The 21561-nt window shown below is 71.4% G+C and carries 21 protein-coding genes and 2 pseudogenes; 12 read left to right on the forward strand and 11 right to left on the reverse strand.

Annotated elements, in window-relative coordinates:
* Positions 1 to 9: 9 nt before the first annotated feature.
* Positions 10 to 525 carry a DUF3574 domain-containing protein gene (locus tag OG611_RS17485; RefSeq protein WP_266420834.1) on the reverse strand — a complete coding sequence of 172 codons (516 nt, stop codon included), beginning with the start codon at positions 523 to 525 and terminating at the stop codon, positions 10 to 12.
* Between the two features lie 253 nt (positions 526 to 778).
* On the opposite strand from OG611_RS17485, the pseudogene OG611_RS17490 reads away from it, so the two are divergent.
* From OG611_RS17490 to OG611_RS17500, 3 genes and pseudogenes are all read left to right on the forward strand, one after another.
* Positions 779 to 951, forward strand: a pseudogene (locus tag OG611_RS17490) (RidA family protein); the annotation flags it as partial.
* A 74-nt stretch (positions 952 to 1025) separates the two neighbouring features.
* The gene (locus OG611_RS17495) at positions 1026 to 1757 is read left to right on the forward strand and encodes a hypothetical protein (protein ID WP_266420837.1); all 732 of its coding nucleotides are present in this window, start codon (positions 1026 to 1028) and stop codon (positions 1755 to 1757) included.
* A gap of 32 nt (positions 1758 to 1789) precedes the next feature.
* Positions 1790 to 1875: pseudogene (locus OG611_RS17500) on the forward strand.
* Positions 1876 to 2211: 336 nt separating this feature from the next.
* On the opposite strand, the gene OG611_RS17505 reads toward OG611_RS17500, so the two are convergent.
* Positions 2212 to 2829 (reverse strand): peptidase, encoded by a 618-nt coding sequence (locus OG611_RS17505; RefSeq protein ID WP_266425970.1) that lies wholly within the window; start codon positions 2827 to 2829, stop codon positions 2212 to 2214.
* 13 nt (positions 2830 to 2842) lie between these two features.
* Positions 2843 to 4054, reverse strand: a complete 1212-nt coding sequence (locus OG611_RS17510) for a pyridoxal phosphate-dependent aminotransferase (protein WP_266420840.1) — start codon at positions 4052 to 4054, stop codon at positions 2843 to 2845.
* Between the two features lie 86 nt (positions 4055 to 4140).
* Between OG611_RS17510 and OG611_RS17515 the strand changes: the two genes are divergently transcribed.
* Entirely contained in the window at positions 4141 to 4809 is a 669-nt protein-coding gene (locus OG611_RS17515) for a winged helix-turn-helix transcriptional regulator (protein ID WP_266420842.1), read from the forward strand.
* A 99-nt stretch (positions 4810 to 4908) separates the two neighbouring features.
* Here the strand turns inward: OG611_RS17515 and OG611_RS17520 are convergent, their stop codons facing one another.
* Positions 4909 to 5274 carry a nuclear transport factor 2 family protein gene (locus OG611_RS17520; protein WP_266420844.1) on the reverse strand — a complete coding sequence of 122 codons (366 nt, stop codon included), beginning with the start codon at positions 5272 to 5274 and terminating at the stop codon, positions 4909 to 4911.
* Positions 5275 to 5339: 65 nt separating this feature from the next.
* Here OG611_RS17520 and OG611_RS17525 point away from each other — a divergent pair, with 65 nt between their 5' ends.
* A complete protein-coding gene (locus OG611_RS17525; protein WP_266420846.1) occupies positions 5340 to 6485 on the forward strand; it encodes a nucleotidyltransferase domain-containing protein in 1146 nt (381 codons plus the stop codon).
* Between the two features lie 28 nt (positions 6486 to 6513).
* On the forward strand, positions 6514 to 7164 hold the full coding sequence (locus tag OG611_RS17530; protein WP_266420849.1) for a uridine kinase: 651 nt from the start codon (positions 6514 to 6516) through the stop codon (positions 7162 to 7164).
* Between the two features lie 38 nt (positions 7165 to 7202).
* Here the strand turns inward: OG611_RS17530 and OG611_RS17535 are convergent, their stop codons facing one another.
* Both OG611_RS17535 and OG611_RS17540 read right to left on the reverse strand, forming a co-directional pair.
* Positions 7203 to 8099: a carbohydrate kinase family protein gene (locus OG611_RS17535; RefSeq protein WP_266420852.1), complete on the reverse strand. Its 897-nt coding sequence runs from the start codon at positions 8097 to 8099 to the stop codon at positions 7203 to 7205.
* Entirely contained in the window at positions 8096 to 9061 is a 966-nt protein-coding gene (locus OG611_RS17540) for a pseudouridine-5'-phosphate glycosidase (RefSeq protein WP_266420854.1), read from the reverse strand. Before OG611_RS17540 ends, OG611_RS17535 begins: the two co-directional genes overlap by 4 nt.
* Before the next feature lie 153 nt (positions 9062 to 9214).
* Between OG611_RS17540 and OG611_RS17545 the strand changes: the two genes are divergently transcribed.
* Complete coding sequence (locus OG611_RS17545) at positions 9215 to 9577, forward strand: cupin domain-containing protein (RefSeq protein ID WP_266420857.1); 363 nt, start codon at positions 9215 to 9217, stop codon at positions 9575 to 9577.
* A 22-nt stretch (positions 9578 to 9599) separates the two neighbouring features.
* Here OG611_RS17545 and OG611_RS17550 read toward each other — a convergent pair whose 3' ends face one another.
* The 3 genes from OG611_RS17550 to OG611_RS17560 form a co-directional block, all read right to left on the reverse strand.
* A complete protein-coding gene (locus OG611_RS17550; RefSeq protein WP_266420860.1) occupies positions 9600 to 10919 on the reverse strand; it encodes an MFS transporter in 1320 nt (439 codons plus the stop codon).
* A gap of 118 nt (positions 10920 to 11037) precedes the next feature.
* Positions 11038 to 11580 carry a methylated-DNA--[protein]-cysteine S-methyltransferase gene (locus OG611_RS17555; protein ID WP_266420863.1) on the reverse strand — a complete coding sequence of 181 codons (543 nt, stop codon included), beginning with the start codon at positions 11578 to 11580 and terminating at the stop codon, positions 11038 to 11040.
* A gap of 47 nt (positions 11581 to 11627) precedes the next feature.
* Entirely contained in the window at positions 11628 to 12578 is a 951-nt protein-coding gene (locus OG611_RS17560) for a glycerophosphodiester phosphodiesterase family protein (RefSeq protein WP_266420867.1), read from the reverse strand.
* Positions 12579 to 12793: 215 nt separating this feature from the next.
* On the opposite strand from OG611_RS17560, the gene OG611_RS17565 reads away from it, so the two are divergent.
* From OG611_RS17565 to OG611_RS17585, 5 genes are all read left to right on the forward strand, one after another.
* The gene (locus OG611_RS17565) at positions 12794 to 13681 is read left to right on the forward strand and encodes an MHYT domain-containing protein (protein WP_266420869.1); all 888 of its coding nucleotides are present in this window, start codon (positions 12794 to 12796) and stop codon (positions 13679 to 13681) included.
* A gap of 62 nt (positions 13682 to 13743) precedes the next feature.
* Positions 13744 to 15864: an excinuclease ABC subunit UvrB gene (uvrB, locus tag OG611_RS17570; RefSeq protein ID WP_266420871.1), complete on the forward strand. Its 2121-nt coding sequence runs from the start codon at positions 13744 to 13746 to the stop codon at positions 15862 to 15864.
* Positions 15865 to 15995: 131 nt separating this feature from the next.
* A complete protein-coding gene (locus tag OG611_RS17575) occupies positions 15996 to 16574 on the forward strand; it encodes a TerD family protein (protein WP_073747806.1) in 579 nt (192 codons plus the stop codon).
* A gap of 210 nt (positions 16575 to 16784) precedes the next feature.
* Positions 16785 to 18710 (forward strand): TerD family protein, encoded by a 1926-nt coding sequence (locus OG611_RS17580; protein ID WP_266420877.1) that lies wholly within the window; start codon positions 16785 to 16787, stop codon positions 18708 to 18710.
* A gap of 302 nt (positions 18711 to 19012) precedes the next feature.
* Entirely contained in the window at positions 19013 to 20011 is a 999-nt protein-coding gene (locus tag OG611_RS17585) for a TerC family protein (RefSeq protein ID WP_266420879.1), read from the forward strand.
* Positions 20012 to 20191: 180 nt separating this feature from the next.
* Here the strand turns inward: OG611_RS17585 and OG611_RS17590 are convergent, their stop codons facing one another.
* Together OG611_RS17590 and OG611_RS17595 are read right to left on the reverse strand one after the other, a co-directional pair.
* Complete coding sequence (locus OG611_RS17590; RefSeq protein WP_266420882.1) at positions 20192 to 20848, reverse strand: MBL fold metallo-hydrolase; 657 nt, start codon at positions 20846 to 20848, stop codon at positions 20192 to 20194.
* A 10-nt stretch (positions 20849 to 20858) separates the two neighbouring features.
* Positions 20859 to 21548, reverse strand: coding sequence for a maleylpyruvate isomerase family mycothiol-dependent enzyme (locus OG611_RS17595; RefSeq protein WP_266420884.1), 690 nt, complete (start codon positions 21546 to 21548; stop codon positions 20859 to 20861).
* Between the last annotated feature and the right edge of the window lie 13 nt (positions 21549 to 21561).

A 21561-nucleotide genomic window follows, 5' to 3' on the forward strand; every position in this document is an offset into this window, starting at 1 on the left:
GGCCGGGTGTCAGAAGTCGGCGGTCGTGCGCTCTTCGAGGCGGGCCACCGAGTCCTGGGCGTAGGCCTTCTCGTAGGCGTCGCGGATCCGCTCGATCTGGGCGTCGCGCACACGGGCCTCGGACGCGGGGTAGAGCAGGGTCAGTTCGTACCTGCGCTCCCGTTCGATGACTCCGTTGGAGTCCCGCCACTGCCCCCGGCCGTCCTGGATGGTCAGTCCGTTCGGGAAGCGCGGTGTGACCTCCTCGTCGATGAAGGCCAGGAATTGACGATCAGCCACATCGGGTCCGCCGTCGGGGCGTTCGGTGCCGAAGAACAGCCGGGTCTCGATGTAGGCCTTCCCGCGCGAGGTGAGGGCCGACGCCGTGGACCGCGAGGCCGCGGGGGCTTCGTCGCCGAGTGTGGCGTACGCGACGGGCGTTCCCACGGCCAGTACGGTCAGGGCGGTGGCCGTCGCGGTGAGCGCGGTGTGCTTCCTGGGGCCGGTGGGGCCCTTCGGGGCGGCGAAGCGGGGGAGACGAGGCAAGGCAAGGACCTTCGTTCGGCGCCTGGAGGAGGCGGTGACGGGTGGTGTCCGGACGCGGCTGGGGGAGAGGCCTGCGAGGACGGAGTCCGTGCGCGAGCGCGGAGCCTGCGGGCCGGTGGTGCGGATGCGCGGGCTTCACTGTGACAAGCGGTCCCCGCCGGACAGCGGCAGGGACATGGGCATCCGGCAGAAACCACCCGTACGGGTCGGTCCGGGGCACTGTCGAAATCCCGCTGCGCCCCGCGGCCCAAGCCGGTCGGTGATCCACGTGGTCGGCGACGACGTCACGGTCCCGGGGGCCGCCTGGCGCCGGCTCACCGGATCGGCCATCGGGCCCGCGGTCACCACCCGAGCGCGCTCCTCGGAGTCGCGCGGCTCGGCTTCCCCGGACAGCTGATCGAGGTCGACCTCACCGCGGCACTGCCCGCCTGGCATCCGGGGGGCGGGCCATTCGAAAAGTCGTTTGTCCCGGCCGACTTGACGTTGCTAGCGTCCTCGACGTGGCGAAACTCAATCAGATCATCGCAGTGGAGAAGGGCGTCAAGTCCAAGGCTCACCAGGATCTGACGGCGGCGCATCACGGCCTCCAGAAGACCGGCCTGCTGGCCGGGATCTCCCGGACGTACCAGCCCAAGGACGAGGAGGGCGAGCAGCTGCCGCCCGAGTCGACGCTGGTGCAGATCAAGGCCGAGGACGTGCTGCGGGAGACCGCGGCGACCCTGACCCGGCTCTTCGATGTAACCGCCACGAAGGACTGGGCCAACTGCACGGCCCGCGCGGACGTGAATGTCGACGGACGGGTGCTCATGAGCGAGGTGCCGGTCTCGTATCTGCTCTTCCTGGAGAAGCAGTTGACGGACCTCAACACCTTTGTCCGCAAGCTGCCGGTGCTCGACGCCGCGGAGGCCTGGACCCAGGACCCGTCGACGGACTCCTGGAAGACCGAGCCGGTGCGGACCCTCCGCACGAAGAAGGTGCCCCGCAACCACGTGAAGGCGGAGGCCACCGACAAGCACCCGGCGCAGGTCGAGGTGTACTACGAGGACATCCCGATCGGGTACTGGACGACGGTGAAGTTCTCCGGCGCCCTTCCCGCGCGGCGTGTCAACGAGCTGCTGGACCGGGTGGAGAAGCTCCAGCAGGCCGTGAAGTACGCCCGCGAGGAAGCCAACGGCGCGGACGTCACCGACCAGCGGGTGGGTGATGCGGTATTCGGTTACCTCTTCGGGTGACCGACCATTGATTCCCCGGCCGACTCATTTCGGCCGGGGTGCGCGAGGAGCGCAAGCTGAAACTGAAGCTTGTCGTGACGACGCGGTTCCAGTGGAGGTTCGAGTCCTCCCCCCGGCATTCCGTGCCTCCCGCACGCGAACGGGCCGGGGTAGCCCAAATGGAAGAGGCAGACCGCGATCAATCTCAGACTCTTGCTCCAGACTCAGCATTCGCCACCCATCGCCGAATCGAACGGGCCCGTGCCCATGGGCGTCGAGATGCCGGTTCGACTCCGGCTCGCAGAGCTTCGATCTGCGGTCGTCTAAAGGCAGGACGCGGCGACATAAACCTGACGCGGGTCCTTAAAAGTGTCGGCGTGCCGAATGGGTGGCACACCAGGGCTCGGGGGCCGGCTACGCCCCCGGGCCCGCTCCCGTCTCCGGCGACGTGCGGCGCGGTCCCGCGACGCGCCGCTCAGACGCTCGCGGGCAACGACACCCCGCGCCCCGCGAAGAAGCGCTCGAAGTCGGGCAGCGCGAGCTCCGCGGCCCGCGTTCCCGCCGTCGTGCCCGAGGGGTTGTGGAAGTGGACGCCCGTGCCGTCGGCCGTACGGGACGTCAGCAGCACCAGATGCCCGCCCCGCCCGGGAGCCGGCCGCCCGGGGTGCCGGATGCCGTAGTGCACCGAGGCCATCACCGTCCGGCCGCCGTCCAGCAGGCCGAGGATCTCCTCCGGCGCGAGATGGCGGTGCACCCTGGCGTCCACACCGTGCACCTCGCGTGCGTACTCGGCGAAGGGGGCGTAGATCAGACCCCGGATCTCGCCCTGCGCGTCCTCCGTGTACGCGCCGTACCGGAGCGCCCCGTCACGCAGCGCGAACAGGGGCGGGGCCCCGGCGCCGAGTGCCATGCGCAGACAGGTCATACCGCACAGATGACCCGACCAGCGCGCGTACTCGGCCGGTGACGCCGCCCCCGACTCCGCCCAGGCCGGGTCGGTGGCCGGATCGAGCCCGTCCTCCACGATCGGGCCGACGAGCCCGGACGAGGCGAACTGGGTATGGACGGGAAAGCGGCAGGTGGAGCAGGTCACTGGGGGCATCCGATCACTGGCGGTATCCGGTCAGGAAGCGGCCGATGCGGCTGATCGCCGCGTCGAGATCGTCAGCGTACGGGAGCGTGAGGATCCGGAAGTGGTCGGGCCGCGGCCAGTTGAAGCCGGTGCCCTGTACGACCTGGATCTTCTCCCGCAGCAGCAGATCCAGCACGAACTTCTCGTCGTCGACGATGCGATGCACCTTCGGGTCGAGGCGCGGGAACGCGTACAGCGCGCCCTTCGGCTTCACGCACGACACCCCGGGGATCTCGTTCAGCTTCTCCCAGGCCCGGTTGCGCTGCTCGTGCAGCCTGCCGCCCGGCGCGACCAGCTCCCGGATCGACTGCCGGCCGCCGAGCGCGGCCTGAATGGCGTACTGCGCGGGCGCGTTGGGGCACAGTCGCATGGAGGCGAGCGTGGTCAGCCCCTCCAGATAGTTGCGGGCGTGCTGCTGCGGGCCGGAGACCACCATCCAGCCGGAGCGGAAGCCCGCCACGCGGTACGTCTTCGACAGGCCGCTGAAAGTGAGGCAGACCAGGTCGGGGGCGAGGGCCGCCACGCTGTGGTGCTCGGCGTCGTCGTACAGGATCTGGTCGTAGATCTCGTCGGCGAACACCATCAGGCCGTGCCTGCGCGCCAGATCGAGGATGCCTTCGAGGATCTCGCGCGGGTAGACGGCGCCGGTCGGATTGTTCGGGTTGATGATCACGACGGCCTTGGTGCGGTCGGTGATCTTCGAAGCCATGTCGGCGAGGTCCGGGTTCCAGTCCGACGCCTCGTCGCAGGTGTAGTGCACGGACTTGCCGCCCGCGAGGGTCACCACCGCGGTCCACAGCGGGTAGTCGGGGGACGGGACGAGCACCTCGTCGCCGTCCTCCAGCAGCGCCTGGACGGCCATCGAGATCAGCTCGGAGACACCGTTGCCGAGGAAGATGTCGTCGACCCCGACGTCCGGCAGTCCCATCGCCTGGTAGCGCTGCGCCACTGCCCGGCGGGCGGACAGGATGCCGCGCGAATCCGTGTAGCCGTGGGCCTGCGGAAGCATCCGGATCATGTCCTGGACGACCTCCTCCGGCGCTTCGAAACCGAAGAGCGCGGGGTTGCCCGTGTTGAGCCGGAGCACGCTGTGGCCCGCCTCCTCCAGGGCGTTGGCGTGCTCGATGACCGGGCCCCGGATCTCGTAACAGACCTCGTTGAGCTTGCTGGACTGCCGGAATTCCATGCGGTGGCCTCCCCGACCTGATTGCGATACTTGGTTTTACCAAGCTCGGGCTTGGAAAGTCCAACAACATGTCTAGACTGCGTCGCATGCCACGTCAGCAACAGCCCGCAACGCGCCCGGTCCGCCGCCGGAGCTACGACCAGTTCTGCGCCACCGCACGGGCTCTTGATTCCGTGGGCGACCGGTGGACCCTGCTGATCGTCCGTGAACTGCTGGCGGGCCCCCGCCGCTACACCGACCTCCACGCCGACCTGCCGGGCGTCAGTACGGACGTGCTCGCCTCCCGGCTCAGGGACATGGAGCAGAGCGGCCTCGCCACCCGCCGCCGGCTCCCGCCGCCCGCCGCCGCCTCGGTCTACGAACTGACCGGCCGCGGCCACGGTCTGGTGCCGGTGCTCGCCGCGCTCGCGGAGTGGGGTGCGCCCGAGCTCGCCGAACGGCGGCCCACCGACGCGGTGCGGGCCCACTGGTTCGCCCTCCCGCTGCTGCGTGCGCTGGACGGGCTGACCCACGCCGGGGTCGTCGAAGTGCACCTGGAAGAGGGCGAGTTCCACGTGCGTGCCGGTGCTGCGGAGGACGGGGCGGCTGTCTACGGGGATGGTCCCGCCGCCCGCGCCGATGCCCGCATCGCACTCGACGTCGAGGTCTGCCTGGAGCTCGCGCAGGGCGGGCTGACCCTCGCCGAGGCCGTCGAGGACGGGCGCGTCGAGGTGTCGGGCGACGGGCCGCTCGCCGCCGAGCTGCGCGGCGACTGACGGAGCGACCCGAAGGCTCCCCGCGCCGACTTCCCCGGGGACCGTGGGAGTTGATCGGCTCGGGGCGATCTCCCGGGCGCCGACGCGGTGGGCCGGTCGTCAGTTGGCGAGCGTCTCCCCGTACGCCCCGAAGCCGGAGATCACCAGCCCGTCGCGGAAGGTCAGCACCTCGCTGACCCGGCCGCCGATCTGGTTGCGATAGTCGATCACCAGGGCATGGACGCTCACCCGGACGTCCACCAGCTCGAACCGCAGCTCGGGGATGCGCTCCAGGCCCGTCGCCCAGTACGCCCGCAGCGCCTCCTTGCCGTGCACCGTGCCGGACGCGTCGCCGGTCATCTGCGCGATCACGGGTGAACTGAACGTCACGTCGTCGTGATAGTGCGTCAGAATGCGGTCCAGGTCATGGGAGTTCCAGCCGTCCAGCCACTCGGCGGCGAACGTGCGGGCGAATTCGAGGTCCATGGGGGCGATCGTAGGAGGCGGACCCGCCGGGAACGGAGCATTTTTCTGACGAGGGGAGAGAGGTCATGAACGCGGAGGACCCCTGGGACCGGACGAGCGCGTGTGGACTCGACCCGGTGCGCCGCGCCGCGTTCGCACAGGACCTGACACGGGCGCTCACCGCGCACTGCCCCGGTTCGCGGGCGGAGCTGCGGGGCTCGCTAGCCCGCGGAACAGCGGACGCGTACAGCGACATCGACATCGCCTGGACCGTGCCCGGCGCCCGGTTCGACACCTGCCTCGCCGCCGTCCCGGGCGTGCTCGAAGCGGTTTCGCCCCTGGACTCCCTGCGTACGGATCCCGAGTCGCGGAACTCCCGCGAGCGGCGGCTGCTCTTCGCCGCCTTCCGCGGGCTTCCGCTGTTCTGGCGCGTGGACCTGGAGATCAGGGCGTCGCCGGGCGCCCACCGGTCCGGCCACGGCCAGGACGGCCCCGCGACGGACGGCGACGACTGGTCGCGGCCGGCGAGCGCGCTGGCCAACGCGGTCGCCGCGACGAAGGCCGTACTGCGCGGACAGCCGCAGAACGCCCAGGGGCTGCTGGACCGCGGCCTCCGGCGCATCGACGCAGCGGACGGCGTGTCCGGACGGTGGTTCGACGACATCCGCCGGCTCGCCGATACGGCGGCCGACCGCGAACCCGGCCTGCGCCCGCTCGCCGACCGTGTGCTGCGCCTCACCGAGGGCCACCGGGCACTGCTCATGTGGTGGACGTTCCCCGCCGACGTACGCGAGCGGGTCGACGCGCTGGTCCTGGCGGGCCGGACCATCCAGGCCGTCCACGCGATGTGGGAGTGCGGCATCGAGCCCCGTCCGGGGCTGCACACATGCGTGGACGTGCTCGAAGGGCGCCACCGCGCGCTCGCGGACCGCATGCCGCCACCGCCCCGCCACGACGTGGACACCCTGACCGCCGCTGCCGGCGCCCTGCCCCGTGACCCCGTCGCCGTCGAGGCGGTCTGGGACGGCGACACCCGGGGCTGGATCGTCGTGCTGACCGCGGTCCTGGCCCGGCCGTGGGAGGGCGTCGCCCTGGCCGACTTCCGGATCGGCGCGGCGGGTACCGGCGAGGCGGAGCGGACGGGACGGGAGCTGGCGGAGCGGCTCGGCGTCCCGTTCCGCTTCGCCGGCCCCGACGAGGACGCCCCCCGGTGGTGGGACGGCAGGCACTGAGCACCGGAGCCGGGGCGATGATGGGCGGGTGCGATTCGAAGCGATCACCTGGGAGCGGCTGGCCGAAGCCTTCGCCGCACGTGCCGACGCCCTCGAACCCGCCGACGGCGGGCCCTGGTTGAAGGTCGCCGTCGACGGTGCTCCCGCGGCCCGTACCGGGGAGCCGGCCGAGCGTGTCGCACAGGCGTTGCGGGTCCGGGGCCGTGCGGTGCTGGTCGTGTCCACCCAGGGATTCCTGCGGCCGGCGAGTCTCCGGTACGAGTACGGCAAGGAGGACCCCGACTCGTACTACGACAGCTGGTTCGACACGGGCGCGCTGTGGCGCGAGGTCTTCGGGCCGCTGGAGGCCGGCGGGAGCGGGCGGGTGCTGACCGATCTCTGGGATCCGGTGACCGACCGGGCCACGCGCAGCCCGTACCGGCCGCTGCCCGAGGGCGGAGTGCTGGTGATGCACGGCCCGTTGCTGCTGGGGCACTGGTTCCCGTTCGATCTGAGTGTCCATCTGCGGTTGTCGCCGGGCGCGCTGCGGCGGCGCACCGAGGAGGGCGAGCGCTGGACGTTGCCCGCTTTCGCGCGGTACGAGGACGAGGCGGCGCCCGGCGAACGTGCGGACGCGGTCGTGCGGGCCGACGATCCGCTGCACCCGGCCTGGACCGGGTGGGGCGGGGCGGCGACCTGATGGTGTGCTCAGGGCCGGGCGGCGAACCGATGGTGTGGTCAGGGGCCGGGGCGGCCGCCCACGGTGGTGACCGCCTCCGCCCCCGCCCGGCATCCCGCCGCCGCGGCCGAGGCGGCGTCCGCCCCCGCCAGGTGCGCCGCGAGGAATCCGCCGGTGAACGCGTCGCCCGCCCCGGTCGAGTCCACCGCTCCGCGCACCTGAACGGCCGGGACGCGCCGGGTCACCGCGCCCGCGGCGGCAAGCAGCGCCCCGCCCTCGCCGAGCGTGACGACCACCCGGCCCGCCTGGAGGCTCAACTTGGCCGCGGCGTCCGCCGGTTCGGGCAGTCCGGTGAGCAGCCGGGCCTCGTCCGCGTTGGGCAGCAGCAGATCGACGCCCTCCACGGCGGTCAGGAACCGGTCGGTGCCCAACTCGGCGAGGAATCCGGCCGAGGCCGGGTCGACGCTCACCGGGATCCGTCGCCGCCGCGCCTCCCGCAGGGCGAGCAGGGCCGTCGCACGGCTCGTCGCGGCGAAGAGGAGATAGCCGGAGAGGTGGAGATGGGCGATGCCGTCCAGCATCGACGGTGACCAGTCGTCGGGGGAGAGGCGGAGCACGGCGCCGCTGTCGGTGAGGAAGGTGCGCTCGGCGGCGGAATCGACGAGCGCGACGACGGTGGCGGTCGGCGCGTCGTCGTCCACGGCGAGCAGGCAGCGCACCCCCGCCCGCCGCAGTGCGTCCCGGTGCCAGTCCGCGCTGTCGGCGCCGACCCTGGCCAGCAGTCGTACGTCGGAACATCCCGAACGGGCCGCCCAGCAGGCGACGTTGGCCCCCGCGCCGCCGGGCAGGGTGCGGATCCTGGCCGGGGTGTCCGTGCCGTGGACCAGCGCCGTTCCGTGCCGGGCCACCACGTCCGTGACCACGTCCCCGATGACGAGCAGGCCGCCGTCGGTCATGCTCCGGCCGCCGGGTCCCGGGGCGTGGCGGCCCACGCGCCGGAGATCCGCGCGGCAAGCGATACGTTTCCGCGCACGGCCGCCAGATTGGCCTCCAGCGAAGCGCCCCCGGTTCCCCGCATCAGCCGGTCCAGCAGGAACGGTGTGACGGCCGGGCCCACGATGCCGCGCTCCCGGCATTCCTCCTGGGCCTCGGCCAGCACGCGGTCGTGGAGCGCGGGATCCAACTGGTCCGCCACGGGCACGGGGTTGGCGACGATCAGCGCGGAACCGGGGCCGCCGAGCGCGTCCTGGGCCCGCATCACCCCCGCGACCTCCTCGGGCGTCCGCACCGTCCAGTCGACCTGCTCGCCCGAACTGGTCAGATAGAAGCCGGGGAAGCGGTCGGTGCCGTAGCCGAGCACTGCGACGCCGAGTGTCTCCAGGCGCTGCAGCGTGGCCGGGACGTCCAGGATCGACTTCACCCCCGCGCACACCACGGTGATGCCGGTCCGTGCGAGGAGCCGGAGATCGGCGGACTCGTCCTGGGTCCGGGTCCATTCCCGGCGTACGCCGCCGAGTCCGCCGGTCGCGAAGACGCGCAGGCCCGCGCGCGCGGCCAGGAAAGCCGTCGCGGACACGGTCGTCGCCCCGCTCGCGCCCGTCGCCAGGGCCGGCGCGAGGTCCCGGTGCCCCAGCTTCCGCATCGCGGGGTCCGCGGCGACCCGCTCCAACTGAGCCTTGTCCAGGCCGATATGGGCCCTGCCGTCGAGCATGGCGATCGTCGCGGGCACCGCGCCCGCGGACCGTACGAGCCCTTCGAGCTCCTCGGCGACCCGCAGATTGCGGGGGCGCGGCAGACCGTGGGCGATGATCGTCGACTCCAGGGCCACGACGGGGTGGTGCGTGGCGAGGGCCGCCCGTACCTCGGGGGAGAGGGTGGGGGCGCAGGGATGTGCGCTGTGCGAGGCGTTGGATGACATGTCCACATCCCTGTCGCGGGCGCACCCGCCTCAAACGTGCGACCGGAGTGGCGGGTGCGTACGGGACGGATCGGACGGGCCGGGTCCGTGCCGTCCCCTCCCGGCGCATCCTGATGCGGAGTCGCTTTCCGGCGGTCGCTAAGGTGACCGGCCATGACCACATTTGATCAAGCTCCTGCCTCGTTCGCCGTGCACATTCCGGACGCCGAACTCGAACCGGAACCGCTCGACCCCGCTCAGATCGTCTCGGGCGAGCCCGTGGTGACCGGCAAGGTGCTCTGGGAGTCGCCCGACGGCAAGCAGGTGCGCGGTATCTGGCAGATCACGCCCGGCGTGGTCACGGACACCGAGGCCGACGAACTCTTCGTGGTCGTCAGCGGGCGCGCCACCGTCGCGGTCGAGGGCGGTGCGACGCTGGAGGTCGGCCCGGGGGACGCCGCCGTGCTGCGCGAGGGCGACCGTACGACGTGGACCGTGCACGAGACGCTGCGCAAGGCGTACCACATCAGCCTCTGAAGCCTCTGAAGCCTCTGAAGCCTCAGAGGTCGCGTGGAGACGCCGCTGCCGTGGGCCGGGCGAGTGCCCGGCGCAGGGCCAGCGCCGCCATCGGCAGCAGCAGACATGCTCCGACCACGTTCAGCCAGCCGTAGCTCGCCCGCGCGACGATGACGCCGGCGACGGCTCCGCCGATGCCCGCCGCCGTGTTCATGGTCAGATCCGACAGACCCTGCACGGCGGCGCGGGCCGCCTGCGGCACGGAGTCGGTGAGCAGCGCCGAACCGGCGACCAGCCCCGCCGACCAGCCGAGACCGAGCGTGAAGAGACCTGCCGCCGTCTGCCCGTGGCTGGGGCCCGCGGTTCCGGCCAGCAGCGCGGCGCAGGAGAACAGCCCGACCGCCAGACCGATCACGGCGAGCCGGCCGAAGCGGTCCGACAGCCAGCCCATCACCGGGGAGAACGCGTACATCCCCGCGATATGGCCGCTGATGACCAGGCCGATCAGCTGGAGACCGGCGCCGTGGTGGCCCAGATCGACCGGGGTCATCACCATGATCGAGACCATCGCGGTGTGCGAGACGGCCACCGTCACCAGCGCCAGCCGTGCCATCGGCGACGCCCGGACCGCCGCGACTCCGGCACGCAGTGAACGGCCGGCCGGGGACCCCTCGCCCTGCGGCGCCAGCGCCCGCGCCGTGAGCAGCGGGTCCGGCCGCAGCAACGCCCCGACCACCACGGCGGCCAGCAGGAAGATCCCGGCCGCGAAGACGAAGGGACCCGCCTTCTCGGATATCGCGGTGCCGCGGAAGACACGGCCCACCGGGGCGGCGATGTTCGGCCCGAGGACGGAACCGATGGTGGTGGCCCAGATGACGGTGGAGATCGCCCGGCCGCGCCGGTCGGGCTCGGCCAGATCCGCAGCGGCGAACCGGGCCTGCAGATTGGCCGAGGACCCCGCACCGAACCCGGCCATGCCGAGCAGCAGCAACGGGAAACTCTCCACGAGGGTGGACAGGACCACGAGCCCCGCGCCGAGCGCACCGATCAGATACGCCAGTACCAGACCGGGGCGCCGACCGCGCGCGGTCATCAGCGCGGCCAGCGGCAGCGAGAGCAGCGCGGTCCCGGTCACCGAAGCGGTCGGGGCCAGACCGGACAGCGCCTCGGAGCCGCTCACCTCCGTCGCCAGCACGGGGGCCAGGGCGATACCGATGGGCACGCCGAGGCCGCCGAGTATCTGGCTGCCGATGAGCACCGCCGACGTTCTGCGTCGCAGCCCGGGAAGCTCGGCCGCCGGGACCCCGGCGGCGGGACCGCCGGGCCCGGTGGGGGTGTCAGGTGCGTCAAGGGTGTTGGTCACTGGCGCAGTGTGCCAGTCCGTACACAGGTACGAAACCGGGTTCGGGACGGACACGGCCGGCACGCCCCGGCGCGCAGCACTCCGGGATCGCCTCGGCGCGAAGCCTCCGGCGACCGGCTCAGAACAGCGGCCGGGGCAGCACGCCCTCCAGCGCCAGCAGTTGCCGCTTGGTCTCGACACCCCCGCCGAAACCGCCGAGTCCGCCGTCGCTCTCCACCACCCGGTGGCACGGCACCACCACCGGCAGCGGATTGGACGCCATGGCCACCCCGACCGCCTGCGCGGCTCCCGGCTGTCCCACGCGACCGGCGAGATCCCCGTATCCGACGACCGTCCCGTACGGCACGCCCGTCGCCAGCTCGCGGAGCACCTGGCGGTTGAAGCCGGAGGCCAGCGACCAGTCCAGGTCGAGCGAGAACTCCCGCGACGAGCCCGCGAAGTACGCCGCGAGCTGGCGTATCGGCTCGGCGAGCCGGGCGGAGCCGGGACTCTCCACCGGCTCCGCGCCGAGCCGCGTCCACAGCTGCCCCACCGCCTTCTCCCGCACCTCGGGACGGGCGTGGAAGGCCACGCTCACCAGGCCCGTACCGGTCGCGGCAAGGAGCAGCGGGCCGATGTCGCTCCCGACGACGGCCCACTCGACGACCCCGTTGCTGTTCATGGGAACCACCGTACGGCCGCCCACTGACAACCGGCCGCGGCCCCGGGTCAGCCCGTGGCCTCGCGCACCACGTCGGGGTTGTTGGTGATGATCCCGTCCACGCCGAGGCCCGCCACCTTCTGGGCGCTGGCCGCGTCGTTGACCGTCCAGGTGTTGACCCGGAGCTTCTTGCCGTGCGCGCCCTTCAGCGCGTGGACCGCGTTCACGTAGTCGGCCGAAATGGATGTGGAGGAGGGGTTGATCTGGTCGGTGAAGGCCGCGTACGACGGCAGATCGGCCACCGCGGGGGCGCCGAGGAAGCCCGTCGTGATGTCCGGGCGCAACTGGTGCACCTTCTTCACGCTGTCCGCGCCGAAGCTCTGGATGACCAGCCGGTTCTTCACATGAGCGCGGTCGAGCCACCCCTTCTGGCGCAGCACCCGAAGGGTCTCCTTCTCGATGCCCGGGTAGATCTCGGGGCTCTTGATCTCCAGCAGCAGCTTCTGCCGGTTGCGCTCGATCCGGTCCAGGTACTGCTTGAGCGTGGGCACTCGGGTCCCGGCGAACTGCGGACCGAACCAGCTGCCCGCGTCCAGCCGGGCGATCTCCGCCGCCGTGAAGTCCTTGACCGCCCACGAGGTCCGGTCCGGGAAGACCTCCTCGACATCGGTGGTCCGCTTCAGATCGGTGTCGTGCACGACCACCAGCACGCCGTCCCTGGTGAACTGGACATCGTTCTCCACCCAGTCGAAGCCGAGGGCGTCGGCCTTGTCGACGGCGGCCAGGGTGTTCTCCGGCGCATAGGCCGAAGCGCCCCGGTGGGCGAAGACGACGGGGGCGGTCCGCTTCGCGTCCGTGGTCCGGGTGCTCACCGTGCTGACGCCGGTGACCGCGGTCACGTGCCCGGCGCCGGCCGTGGCGCTGTCCGGGGTCCGCGTATCGGCGGTCGACATCAGAAAGGCGCCGGTACCCATCAGAGCGGCGGCGGCCAGAGCGGCGGTTGCGGTGCGTGCGTACACGTGTACTCCTTGCGTCAGAAGTTGCGGACGGGCCGAGAGTGACAGCCACGCCCCAACGGGGGACAGGCGAAGGATGGCCACAACGTGAACGCGGCCGCCGATGCCGGGTCACGGGCCGGATTCCCGCTCGATAAAATGCAGCTCTTCTGTTTGTTTGCCGGGACTCGCGCCTTAGGGTCACCCCGAACCCGGGCTTCCGCGAAGGGCGTACGAGCATGCAGGGCACGATCGACGGTTTCAGCTACGGAGCGGTGACGCCCGTCGCGGCCTTCCTCATGGCCTGCCTCGGCGCGGCCCTCGGACTGCGTTGCACGAACCGTTCGCTGCGCACCGAGCGTTCCTTCAAGGCAGGCTGGCTGGCCCTCGGTGCGACGTCCATCGGCTCCGGCATATGGACGATGCACTTCATCGCGATGATGGGCTTCTCCGTCCACGGGGTGACCATCGGCTACGACAAGCCGATCACCTTCGCCAGTCTCGCGGTCGCCGTCGGCATGGTCGGCGTCGGCATCTTCATCGTCGGATACCGCGGCGCCACCAGAATGGCCCTGGTGACGGGCGGCACCATCACCGGACTCGGCGTGGCCACCATGCACTACCTGGGCATGGCCGGAATACGTCTCGAAGGACAGCTCGAGTACGACACGTTCACCGTGGCCCTCTCCGTCGTCATCGCCGTGGTGGCCGCCACGACCGCGCTCTGGGCGGCCGTCTCCATCAACGGGTTCCTGCCCAGTCTCGGGGCCAGCGTCGTCATGGGCGTCGCGGTGAGCGGCATGCACTACACCGGCATGGCCGCGCTCAGCGTCCACCTGCACCCCGGCGCCCTTCCCGACAACGCTCCGGCCGACGGGGCGACCGTACCGCTCGTGCCGCTGCTGATCGGCCCCGGCTGCTTCCTGCTCCTCGCCGCGGTGGTCGTGATGTTCGATCCGCTGATGGTGATGGGCACCCCGGACTGGAACGACCCCAAGGCCCCGAAAGGGGCCGACCGGCCCCCCGGAATCCCGGCCCAGCGGCAGGTGCCGCGGTTCGGAACGCATGCCGACCCGGCGTCGTTCCACTCCCGGCCGCGCGACCCCGCGCCGCCGGGAGAATGGTGACCCCGGCCCGGTACGCCGGCTGACCCGGCCCGGTTGTCAGTGGTGGGTCGTACGGTGGTTCCATGCGGCCCGTTTCGAAGATCGAACGTTCGGTGGCGCCTTTCGAGGTCGTCAGTCCCTACCAGCCCAGCGGCGACCAGCCCGCGGCCATCGCCGAGCTGGAGCGGCGCATCCGCGCGGACGAGAAGGACGTCGTCCTGCTCGGCGCGACCGGCACCGGTAAATCGGCGACCACCGCGTGGATGATCGAGAAGCTGCAGCGCCCCACGCTCGTGATGGCGCCGAACAAGACGCTCGCCGCCCAGCTGGCGAACGAGTTCCGCGAGCTGCTGCCCAACAACGCCGTCGAGTACTTCGTCTCGTACTACGACTACTACCAGCCCGAGGCGTACGTCCCGCAGTCGGACACCTACATCGAGAAGGACTCCTCGATCAACGAGGAGGTCGAGCGGCTGCGCCACTCCGCGACGAATTCGCTGCTCACCCGGCGCGATGTCGTCGTGGTCGCCTCCGTCTCCTGCATCTACGGCCTCGGCACCCCCCAGGAGTACGTGGACCGGATGGTCCAGCTCAAGGTCGGCGACGAGATCGACCGGGACCAGCTGCTGCGCCGTTTCGTCGAGATCCAGTACACCCGCAACGACCTCGCGTTCACCCGGGGCACCTTCCGGGTCCGCGGCGACACCATCGAGATCTTCCCGGTCTACGAGGAGCTCGCCGTCCGCATCGAGATGTTCGGCGACGAGATCGAGGCGCTCTCCACCCTCCACCCGCTCACCGGCGAGGTGATCAGCGAGGACCAGTCCCTCCATGTCTTCCCCGCCAGCCACTACGTCGCGGGCCCCGAGCGCATGGAGAAGGCGGTCAGCGGCATCGAGCAGGAGCTGGAGCAGCGCCTCGCCGAGCTGGAGAAGCAGGGCAAGATGCTGGAGGCCCAGCGGCTGCGGATGCGCACCACGTACGACATCGAGATGCTCCGGCAGATCGGCACCTGTTCCGGTGTCGAGAACTACTCGATGCACTTCGACGGCCGCTCGCCCGGCACCGCCCCCAACACCCTCCTCGACTACTTCCCCGAGGACTTCCTCCTCGTCCTCGACGAGTCGCATGTCACCGTGCCGCAGATCGGCGCGATGTACGAGGGCGACGCCTCCCGCAAGCGCACCCTCGTCGACCACGGCTTCCGGCTCCCCTCCGCGCTCGACAACCGCCCGCTGAAGTGGGAGGAGTTCCTGAGCCGGATCGACCAGACCGTCTACCTCTCCGCCACCCCCGGGAAGTACGAGCTGTCCCGGGGCGACGGCTTCGTGGAGCAGATCATCCGCCCCACCGGCCTCGTCGACCCGGAGGTGGTCGTCAAGCCCACCGAGGGCCAGATCGACGACCTGGTGCACGAGATCCGCACGCGCGCCGAGAAGGACGAGCGGGTCCTGGTCACCACCCTCACCAAGAAGATGGCCGAGGACCTCACCGACTACTTCCTGGAGCTCGGCATCCAGGTCCGCTATCTGCACAGCGACGTCGACACGCTGCGCCGCATCGAGCTGCTGCGCGAGCTGCGCTCCGGTGAGTACGACGTACTGGTCGGCATCAACCTCCTGCGCGAGGGCCTCGACCTGCCCGAGGTGTCGCTCGTCGCCATCCTCGACGCGGACAAGCAGGGCTTCCTGCGCTCGGGGACGTCCCTGATCCAGACCATCGGGCGAGCCGCCCGAAACGTCTCGGGGCAGGTCCACATGTACGCGGACAAGATCACCCCGGCGATGGCGCAGGCCATCGACGAGACCAATCGCCGCCGCGAGAAGCAGATCGCCTACAACACCGAGCGCGGCCTCGACCCGCAGCCGCTGCGGAAGAAGATCAACGACATCGTCGCGACGATCGCCCGCGAGGAGGTCGACACCGAGCAGCTGCTCGGCACCGGCTACCGCCAGGCCAAGGGCGCCAAGGCCCCCGTTCCCGCGCTGGGCACCAAATCGGCCGGGTCCAAGAAGGCCAGGAGCGGCGGCGAAGCGGTCACGGACCGGCCCGCCACCGAACTCGCGGGAATCATCGAGGAGATGACCGACCGGATGCGGGCGGCCGCCGCGGACCTCCAGTTCGAGGTGGCGGCACGACTGCGCGACGAGGTCGGCGAGTTGAAGAAGGAGCTGCGCCAGATGCGGGAAGCGGGTCTCGCCTGAGCCCGCCACACCTGGTGTGTTGCAGGACCGACACGAAACGGCCCCGAACGGTCGCGCCACCGGCGTGACTGCGTAGGGTTCTGGGAAACCGCGCACGGACGGTTGCGGGGAAAGCGGAGAGGGGACAGCGCGTGACGGTCAATATGACCAAGGGTCAGGCCATCAGCCTGCAGAAGAGCGACGGGGGGACCCTGACCGCGGTGCGGATGGGGCTCGGCTGGCAGGCGGCGCCGCGCCGGGGGCTGTTCGGTTCACGTACACGGGAGATCGACCTCGACGCATCGGCGGTGCTCTTCGCCGACAAGCAGCCGGTCGACGTGGTCTTCTTCCGGCACCTCGTCAGTGACGACGGCTCGGTCAAGCACACCGGGGACAACCTGGTCGGCGGCGCCGGTTCCGGTGGCGACGACGAGGCGATCCTCGTCGACCTGCAGCGGGTGCCGGTCCACATCGACCAGATCGTCTTCACGGTGAACTCCTTCACCGGCCAGACGTTCCAGGAGGTGCAGAACGCCTTCTGCCGCATCGTCGACGAGACCAACGGCCAGGAGCTCGCCCGCTACACGCTGGACGGCGGCGGGCAGTACACCGCCCAGATCATGGCGAAGGTGCACCGCTCGGGGAACGGGTGGCAGATGACCGCCCTCGGCAACCCGGCCAACGGCCGCACCTTCCAGGACCTGATGCCGGCGATCCTGCCGCACCTGTAGGCAGGGCCCGACCAAGGAGGGCACTGAAGATCTTCAGCACCCTCCGAGCCGGTACACATCGGTACCCGCAGCTCCCGGAGGCATCGGCCGCCGGGAGCTGCACCACATGGCGCCGCACCACACAGCGCCGCACCACATGGCGCCGCACCACACAGCGCCGCAGCGCGCGCGGCGTGCCACGCAGCAGCGACTCGTCGAGGGGACAGGGCAATGACGGCCGAGCTGGTCCGGGGGCAGAACCACACCTTGCCCCAGACCCGTCTGGAGATCCGGGTTTCGGCCGGCACGCCCGTCGTGGCCGGTGCCACGCTCGGTGACGAGAACGGCACGGTGCACGGCACCGAATGGATCGCCCACCCGGGATCGCCCCAGCTCCCCGGGCTCGAAGTGTCCAAACAGGCCGCCGCCGACCACCGGCTCGCCGTGGACCTCGACGCCCTGCCCGCCTCGGTGCACCGGGTCACCGTGCTGCTGGCCCTGCCGACGGGGGCCGGCGGCCCGGTCCGGTTCGGCGCGGTCGCCTCCCCGTTCGTCGCCGTCACCGGGCTCGACGGCACCGAGATCGCGACCTTCACCCTCACCGGCCTGGACACCGAATCCGCGGTCGCGGCCCTGGATCTCTACCGCCGCCAGGGCGCCTGGAAGGTACGCGCCGTCGGCCAGGGCTACGCGGGCGGCCTCGACGCCATGCTCGCCGACCAGGGGCTGCCCCGGGCAGCCGAGCTGGCCCGCTCGATCCAGGACGCGGTCACCCGGGCGACGGCCCGCTCGGTCACCCCGCCCCCGCCGCGCACCCCGGACACCGACCGGGTCGGATCCGGCGCCGGCCCCGTACCGCCCCCGGACGGCCGCCGGCCCGCCGCCCAACCGCTCACGGAGCCCGCCACCCCGCCGCCCGCCGCCCCGACCGGCGGTCCCATCAACTACGCGCACCCGCGCCGCCAGGCCGCCGCACCCCCGCCGCCCCCGCCCACCACGCCGCCCGCCGAGCCGGGCCGCCCCGCACAGCCCGTGGCCGGGGACGCGACCGGCTGGTCCATGGACGAGCGCCTGTACAACCAGATCTGGGGCATGTTCGAGGATCTGGCCCGCACCACCGCCGCCTACCGCAGCGCCGTCGACTTCGCCGAGTCCCGCATGGAACAGGAGCTCGACCGCGCCCTGTCCGACCCGCGCAGCCGGATCGGCGGGGCGGGGGACCGGGCCCGCGAGGAGGCCCGTGCCAAGCGCGACGAGCTGACCTCCCGGGCCCGCGAGGCCCTCGACCGTGATCTCGCCCAGCTCGTCGCCGAGGCCGCCGTGGTGGAGCCCGCCCTGCCGGCCGCGTTCGCGGGCTGGGACAACCCCGTCTGGCACGCCTACCGCGTCCCGATGGAGATCCCCATGGCGCTGCGCATCGGCGACCTCCACCTGCCCGAGAACCCCGGCCTGCACATCCCGCTGCTGGTCCGGCTGCCGCTGGAGCGCGGGATCTGGATCGACAGCGGCCGCGCGGCGTCCGAGGCCGCGGCCCTGATGGATGGCGCCCGGTTGCGCGGCCTCGCCATGGAGAGCGCGGTCGCGCACGCGGCCCGGCTGCTGGCCGTCTACCCGGCCGACGAGTTCTCGGTCCATGCCATCGACCCCGCAGGATCGGCGGCCGGGGCGCTCGCCCCCCTGGTCCGGGCCGGGGTGCTCGCCGGGCCGCCCGCCTCCGGAGCCGGGGGTGTGGCCTCGGTCCTCGCCCGTCTCACCCGGCGCGTCGACCTGGTGCAGATGGCGATCCGGGCCGGTGCCGCAGACTCGCTTCCGCCGGACGTGGACACGGGCGAGCAGCTGCTGATCGTCAACGACTTCCCGCACGGCTTCGACGACCGGTCCGTCACCCAGCTGCGCTACCTCGCCGACGAGGGGCCCTCGGTCGGCGTCCATCTGATGATGGTCGCGGACCGGGAGGACGCCGGCGCGTACGGGCCGGTGCTCGACCCGCTGTGGCGCTCGCTGCTCCGGCTCACCCCGGTCGCCGACGACCACCTGGCCGATCCCTGGGTGGGGCACGCCTGGACGTACGAGCCGCCGCGAATGCCGCCGGGCAGCCGCGTTCTGGAGCAGGTGCTCGCCGCGGTGGCCGCGGCCCGGCGCCCCCGGCGTCCCTGAGCCCGGCGTCCCTGAGCCCGGCGTACCGGCACGCATCCGGGCCGGGCACACCGGCACCGAACCCACACCACTCCGACCTGTGCTTTTGAATGATCTTTACCCTCTCCTTTACCTTTCCTTGGTGTTACCTGTACTGTTCTTTGGGCGGAGGGGAGTACTCCCATACGCGGCGTTCCCGTCAATACGGACCGTGACCGGTCCCGGGGCGCCGACCCGTGGCGCGCATCCCGTGCGCCCGGGTGGAAGAGACCTCCGGCAGCGACGACGCTGATCAGTAGCCGTAGCGAACTGCCGGAGGCGCAGTGGACGTTTCATGGACCCTCTGGGTGCTGACCATTCTTGGTCTGTCAGCCCTTATCGCCGTCGACTTCTTCATCGGGCGCAAGCCCCATGACGTGACGACCAAGGAAGCCGGAATCTGGACGATCGTCTGGATCGCGCTGGCCGCCCTCTTCGGGCTCGGCCTGCTGCTCTTCGGCGAGAGCCAGGCATCGGGCGAGTTCTTCGCCGGCTTCATCACCGAGAAGTCGCTCAGTGTCGACAACCTCTTCGTCTTCGTCCTGATCATGGCGAAGTTCTCGGTCCCCTCGCACCTCCAGCAACGGGTACTGCTGGTCGGTGTGCTGATCGCGCTGGTGCTGCGGGCGATCTTCATCGCCGCCGGCGCCGCCGTGATCGCCAACTTCTCGTGGGTCTTCTACATCTTCGGCGCGTTCCTGATCTACACCGCCTGGAAGCTCATCCAGGAGGCGCGGGCCGACGAGGAAGAGGAGGAGTTCGAGGAGAACCGCCTCCTCAAGACGATCGAGCGCCGCTTCGGGGTGGCCGACTGCTACCACGGCACCAAGCTCTTCATCCGGAACAACGGCAAGCGCGTCCTGACGCCGCTGATGGTCGTCATGCTCGCCATCGGCACCACCGATGTGCTGTTCGCCCTGGACTCCATCCCCGCGATCTTCGGTCTGACCCAGGACCCGTACATCGTCTTCACCGCCAACGCCTTCGCCCTGATGGGGCTGCGGCAGCTGTACTTCCTGATCGGCGGGCTGCTGAAGAAGCTGGTCCACCTCAGCTACGGGCTCTCGGTCATTCTCGGCTTCATCGGGGTGAAGCTGGTGCTGCACGCGCTGCACGAGTCCGGGGTGCACGTCCCCGAGATCTCCATCCCGGTGTCGCTCGGCGTCATCTGCGGCGTGCTGGTGATCACCACGATCACCAGCCTCGTCGCCAACAAGAAGCAGGCCCGGACGGAGTCGGTCGAGGACGAGGCCGCCAGCAAGGGCGCAGGCATCGACGCCTGATCGCGGCGGACGGCCCGGCGGCCGTCCGCCCGGACGGCAACCGGCACCGGCCGGGGCGTGCGACGGTTCGTCGCCCGCCCCGGCCGGTGTCTTTCCGTACGGTGGCTCCCCGGTCCGGGGGAAGCGGTGGCCGACCGGGCGGCGCTCACCCCACGCGCGCGGGCCCGGTGCGGGCCGGTGTCACCAACCGCGGGCGCGCCACTGCGGCAGCTGCGGACGCTCGTCGCCGAGCGTGGTGTCGTGGCCGTGGCCCGGGTAGACCCATGTCTCGTCGGGCAGCTGGTCGAAGAGCTTGGTCTCCACGTCGTGGAGCAGGCTCGCGAAGGCCTCGGGGTCCTTGTGCGTGTTGCCGACCCCGCCAGGGAAGAGGCAGTCCCCGGTGAACAGGTGCGGGGCGCCGTGCGGGTCGTCGTAGACCAGCGCGATGGAGCCCGGGGTGTGACCGACGAGGTGAAGGGCGGTCAGGGAGACCTCGCCCACCCGGACCGTGCCGCCGTCGTCGACGAGGACGTCGGTCGGGACCGGGATGCCCTCGGCGTCGTACCGCCCGGCGTAGGTGCGCGCTCCGGTGGCCGCCACCACCTCGGCCAGCGCCTGCCAGTGGTCGCCGTGCCGGTGGGTGGTGACGACGGACGCGATGCCGTCGTCACCGATCAGCCGCAGCAGCGTCCCGGCCTCGGCGGCCGCGTCGATCAGGAGCTGCTCACCGGTGGCCCGGCAGCGCAGCAGATACGCGTTGTTGTTCATCGGGCCGACGGCGACCTTGGAGATCATCAGATCCGTCAGCTCGTGCACATCCGCGCGCCCGCCGACCTTGACCGCTCCGCTGTACGTCATGCCTCTCAGCCTATAGCGGGGGCAGTACGGGAAGCGGGCCGCCTTCGACGGTCAGCGCCGCCCCGTCGCGGCGCCCGCAGAGCCAGCCGAGGAGGTCGGGGGCCGCGCCGCGGACCGTGACGGGGCCGCCCTCCGCGCCGCCGCCGGTCGTTCTGATCGGTCCCCGGCCGTCGGCCAGCCTCGTGGACACGACATCGGGGTGCCCGTCGAACCGCTCGGCGAGGAACTCGATCTCCCGGGAGACGAACTCCTCCGGCAGGTCCTCCAGCTCGTAGCCGATCCCCAGGTCGACATGGTGCAGCTCGACCTCGACGCGGCGGCGGAAGGGGATCCGGGAGGCGGAGTCGGTCACGCCGTTGCGCAGGGTGACCGTGCGGGACCAGTCGGCCGGGGCGGAGGCAGCGGCCACGAAGCGGTCCGCGCTCCCGGCCAGATCGGCCAGCTGCTCCGCCTGCGGCCGGGGGGCGTCGCGCTCGATGTCGCGGTCGCGGGTTTCGCTGTCTGCGTACATGGGCCGGCCCTGGAGAACATTTACGAGCGCGTCGGCGTTACGAGAGAGGTGCGCAACGACATGGCCGCGGCTCCAGCCCGGCAGCCGCGACGGCTCGGCGAGTGCGGCAGCGTCCAATTTTTCGGTGGCGCTGAGCAGTCGGTCGGTTGCTTCACGTACGGCGTCCAGGTCGCGCGCATGATCAATCATGAGGCTGAGCCTA

Origin of the sequence: Streptomyces sp. NBC_01363 (assembly GCF_026340595.1) — a bacterium.
Taxonomy (GTDB): domain Bacteria; phylum Actinomycetota; class Actinomycetes; order Streptomycetales; family Streptomycetaceae; genus Streptomyces.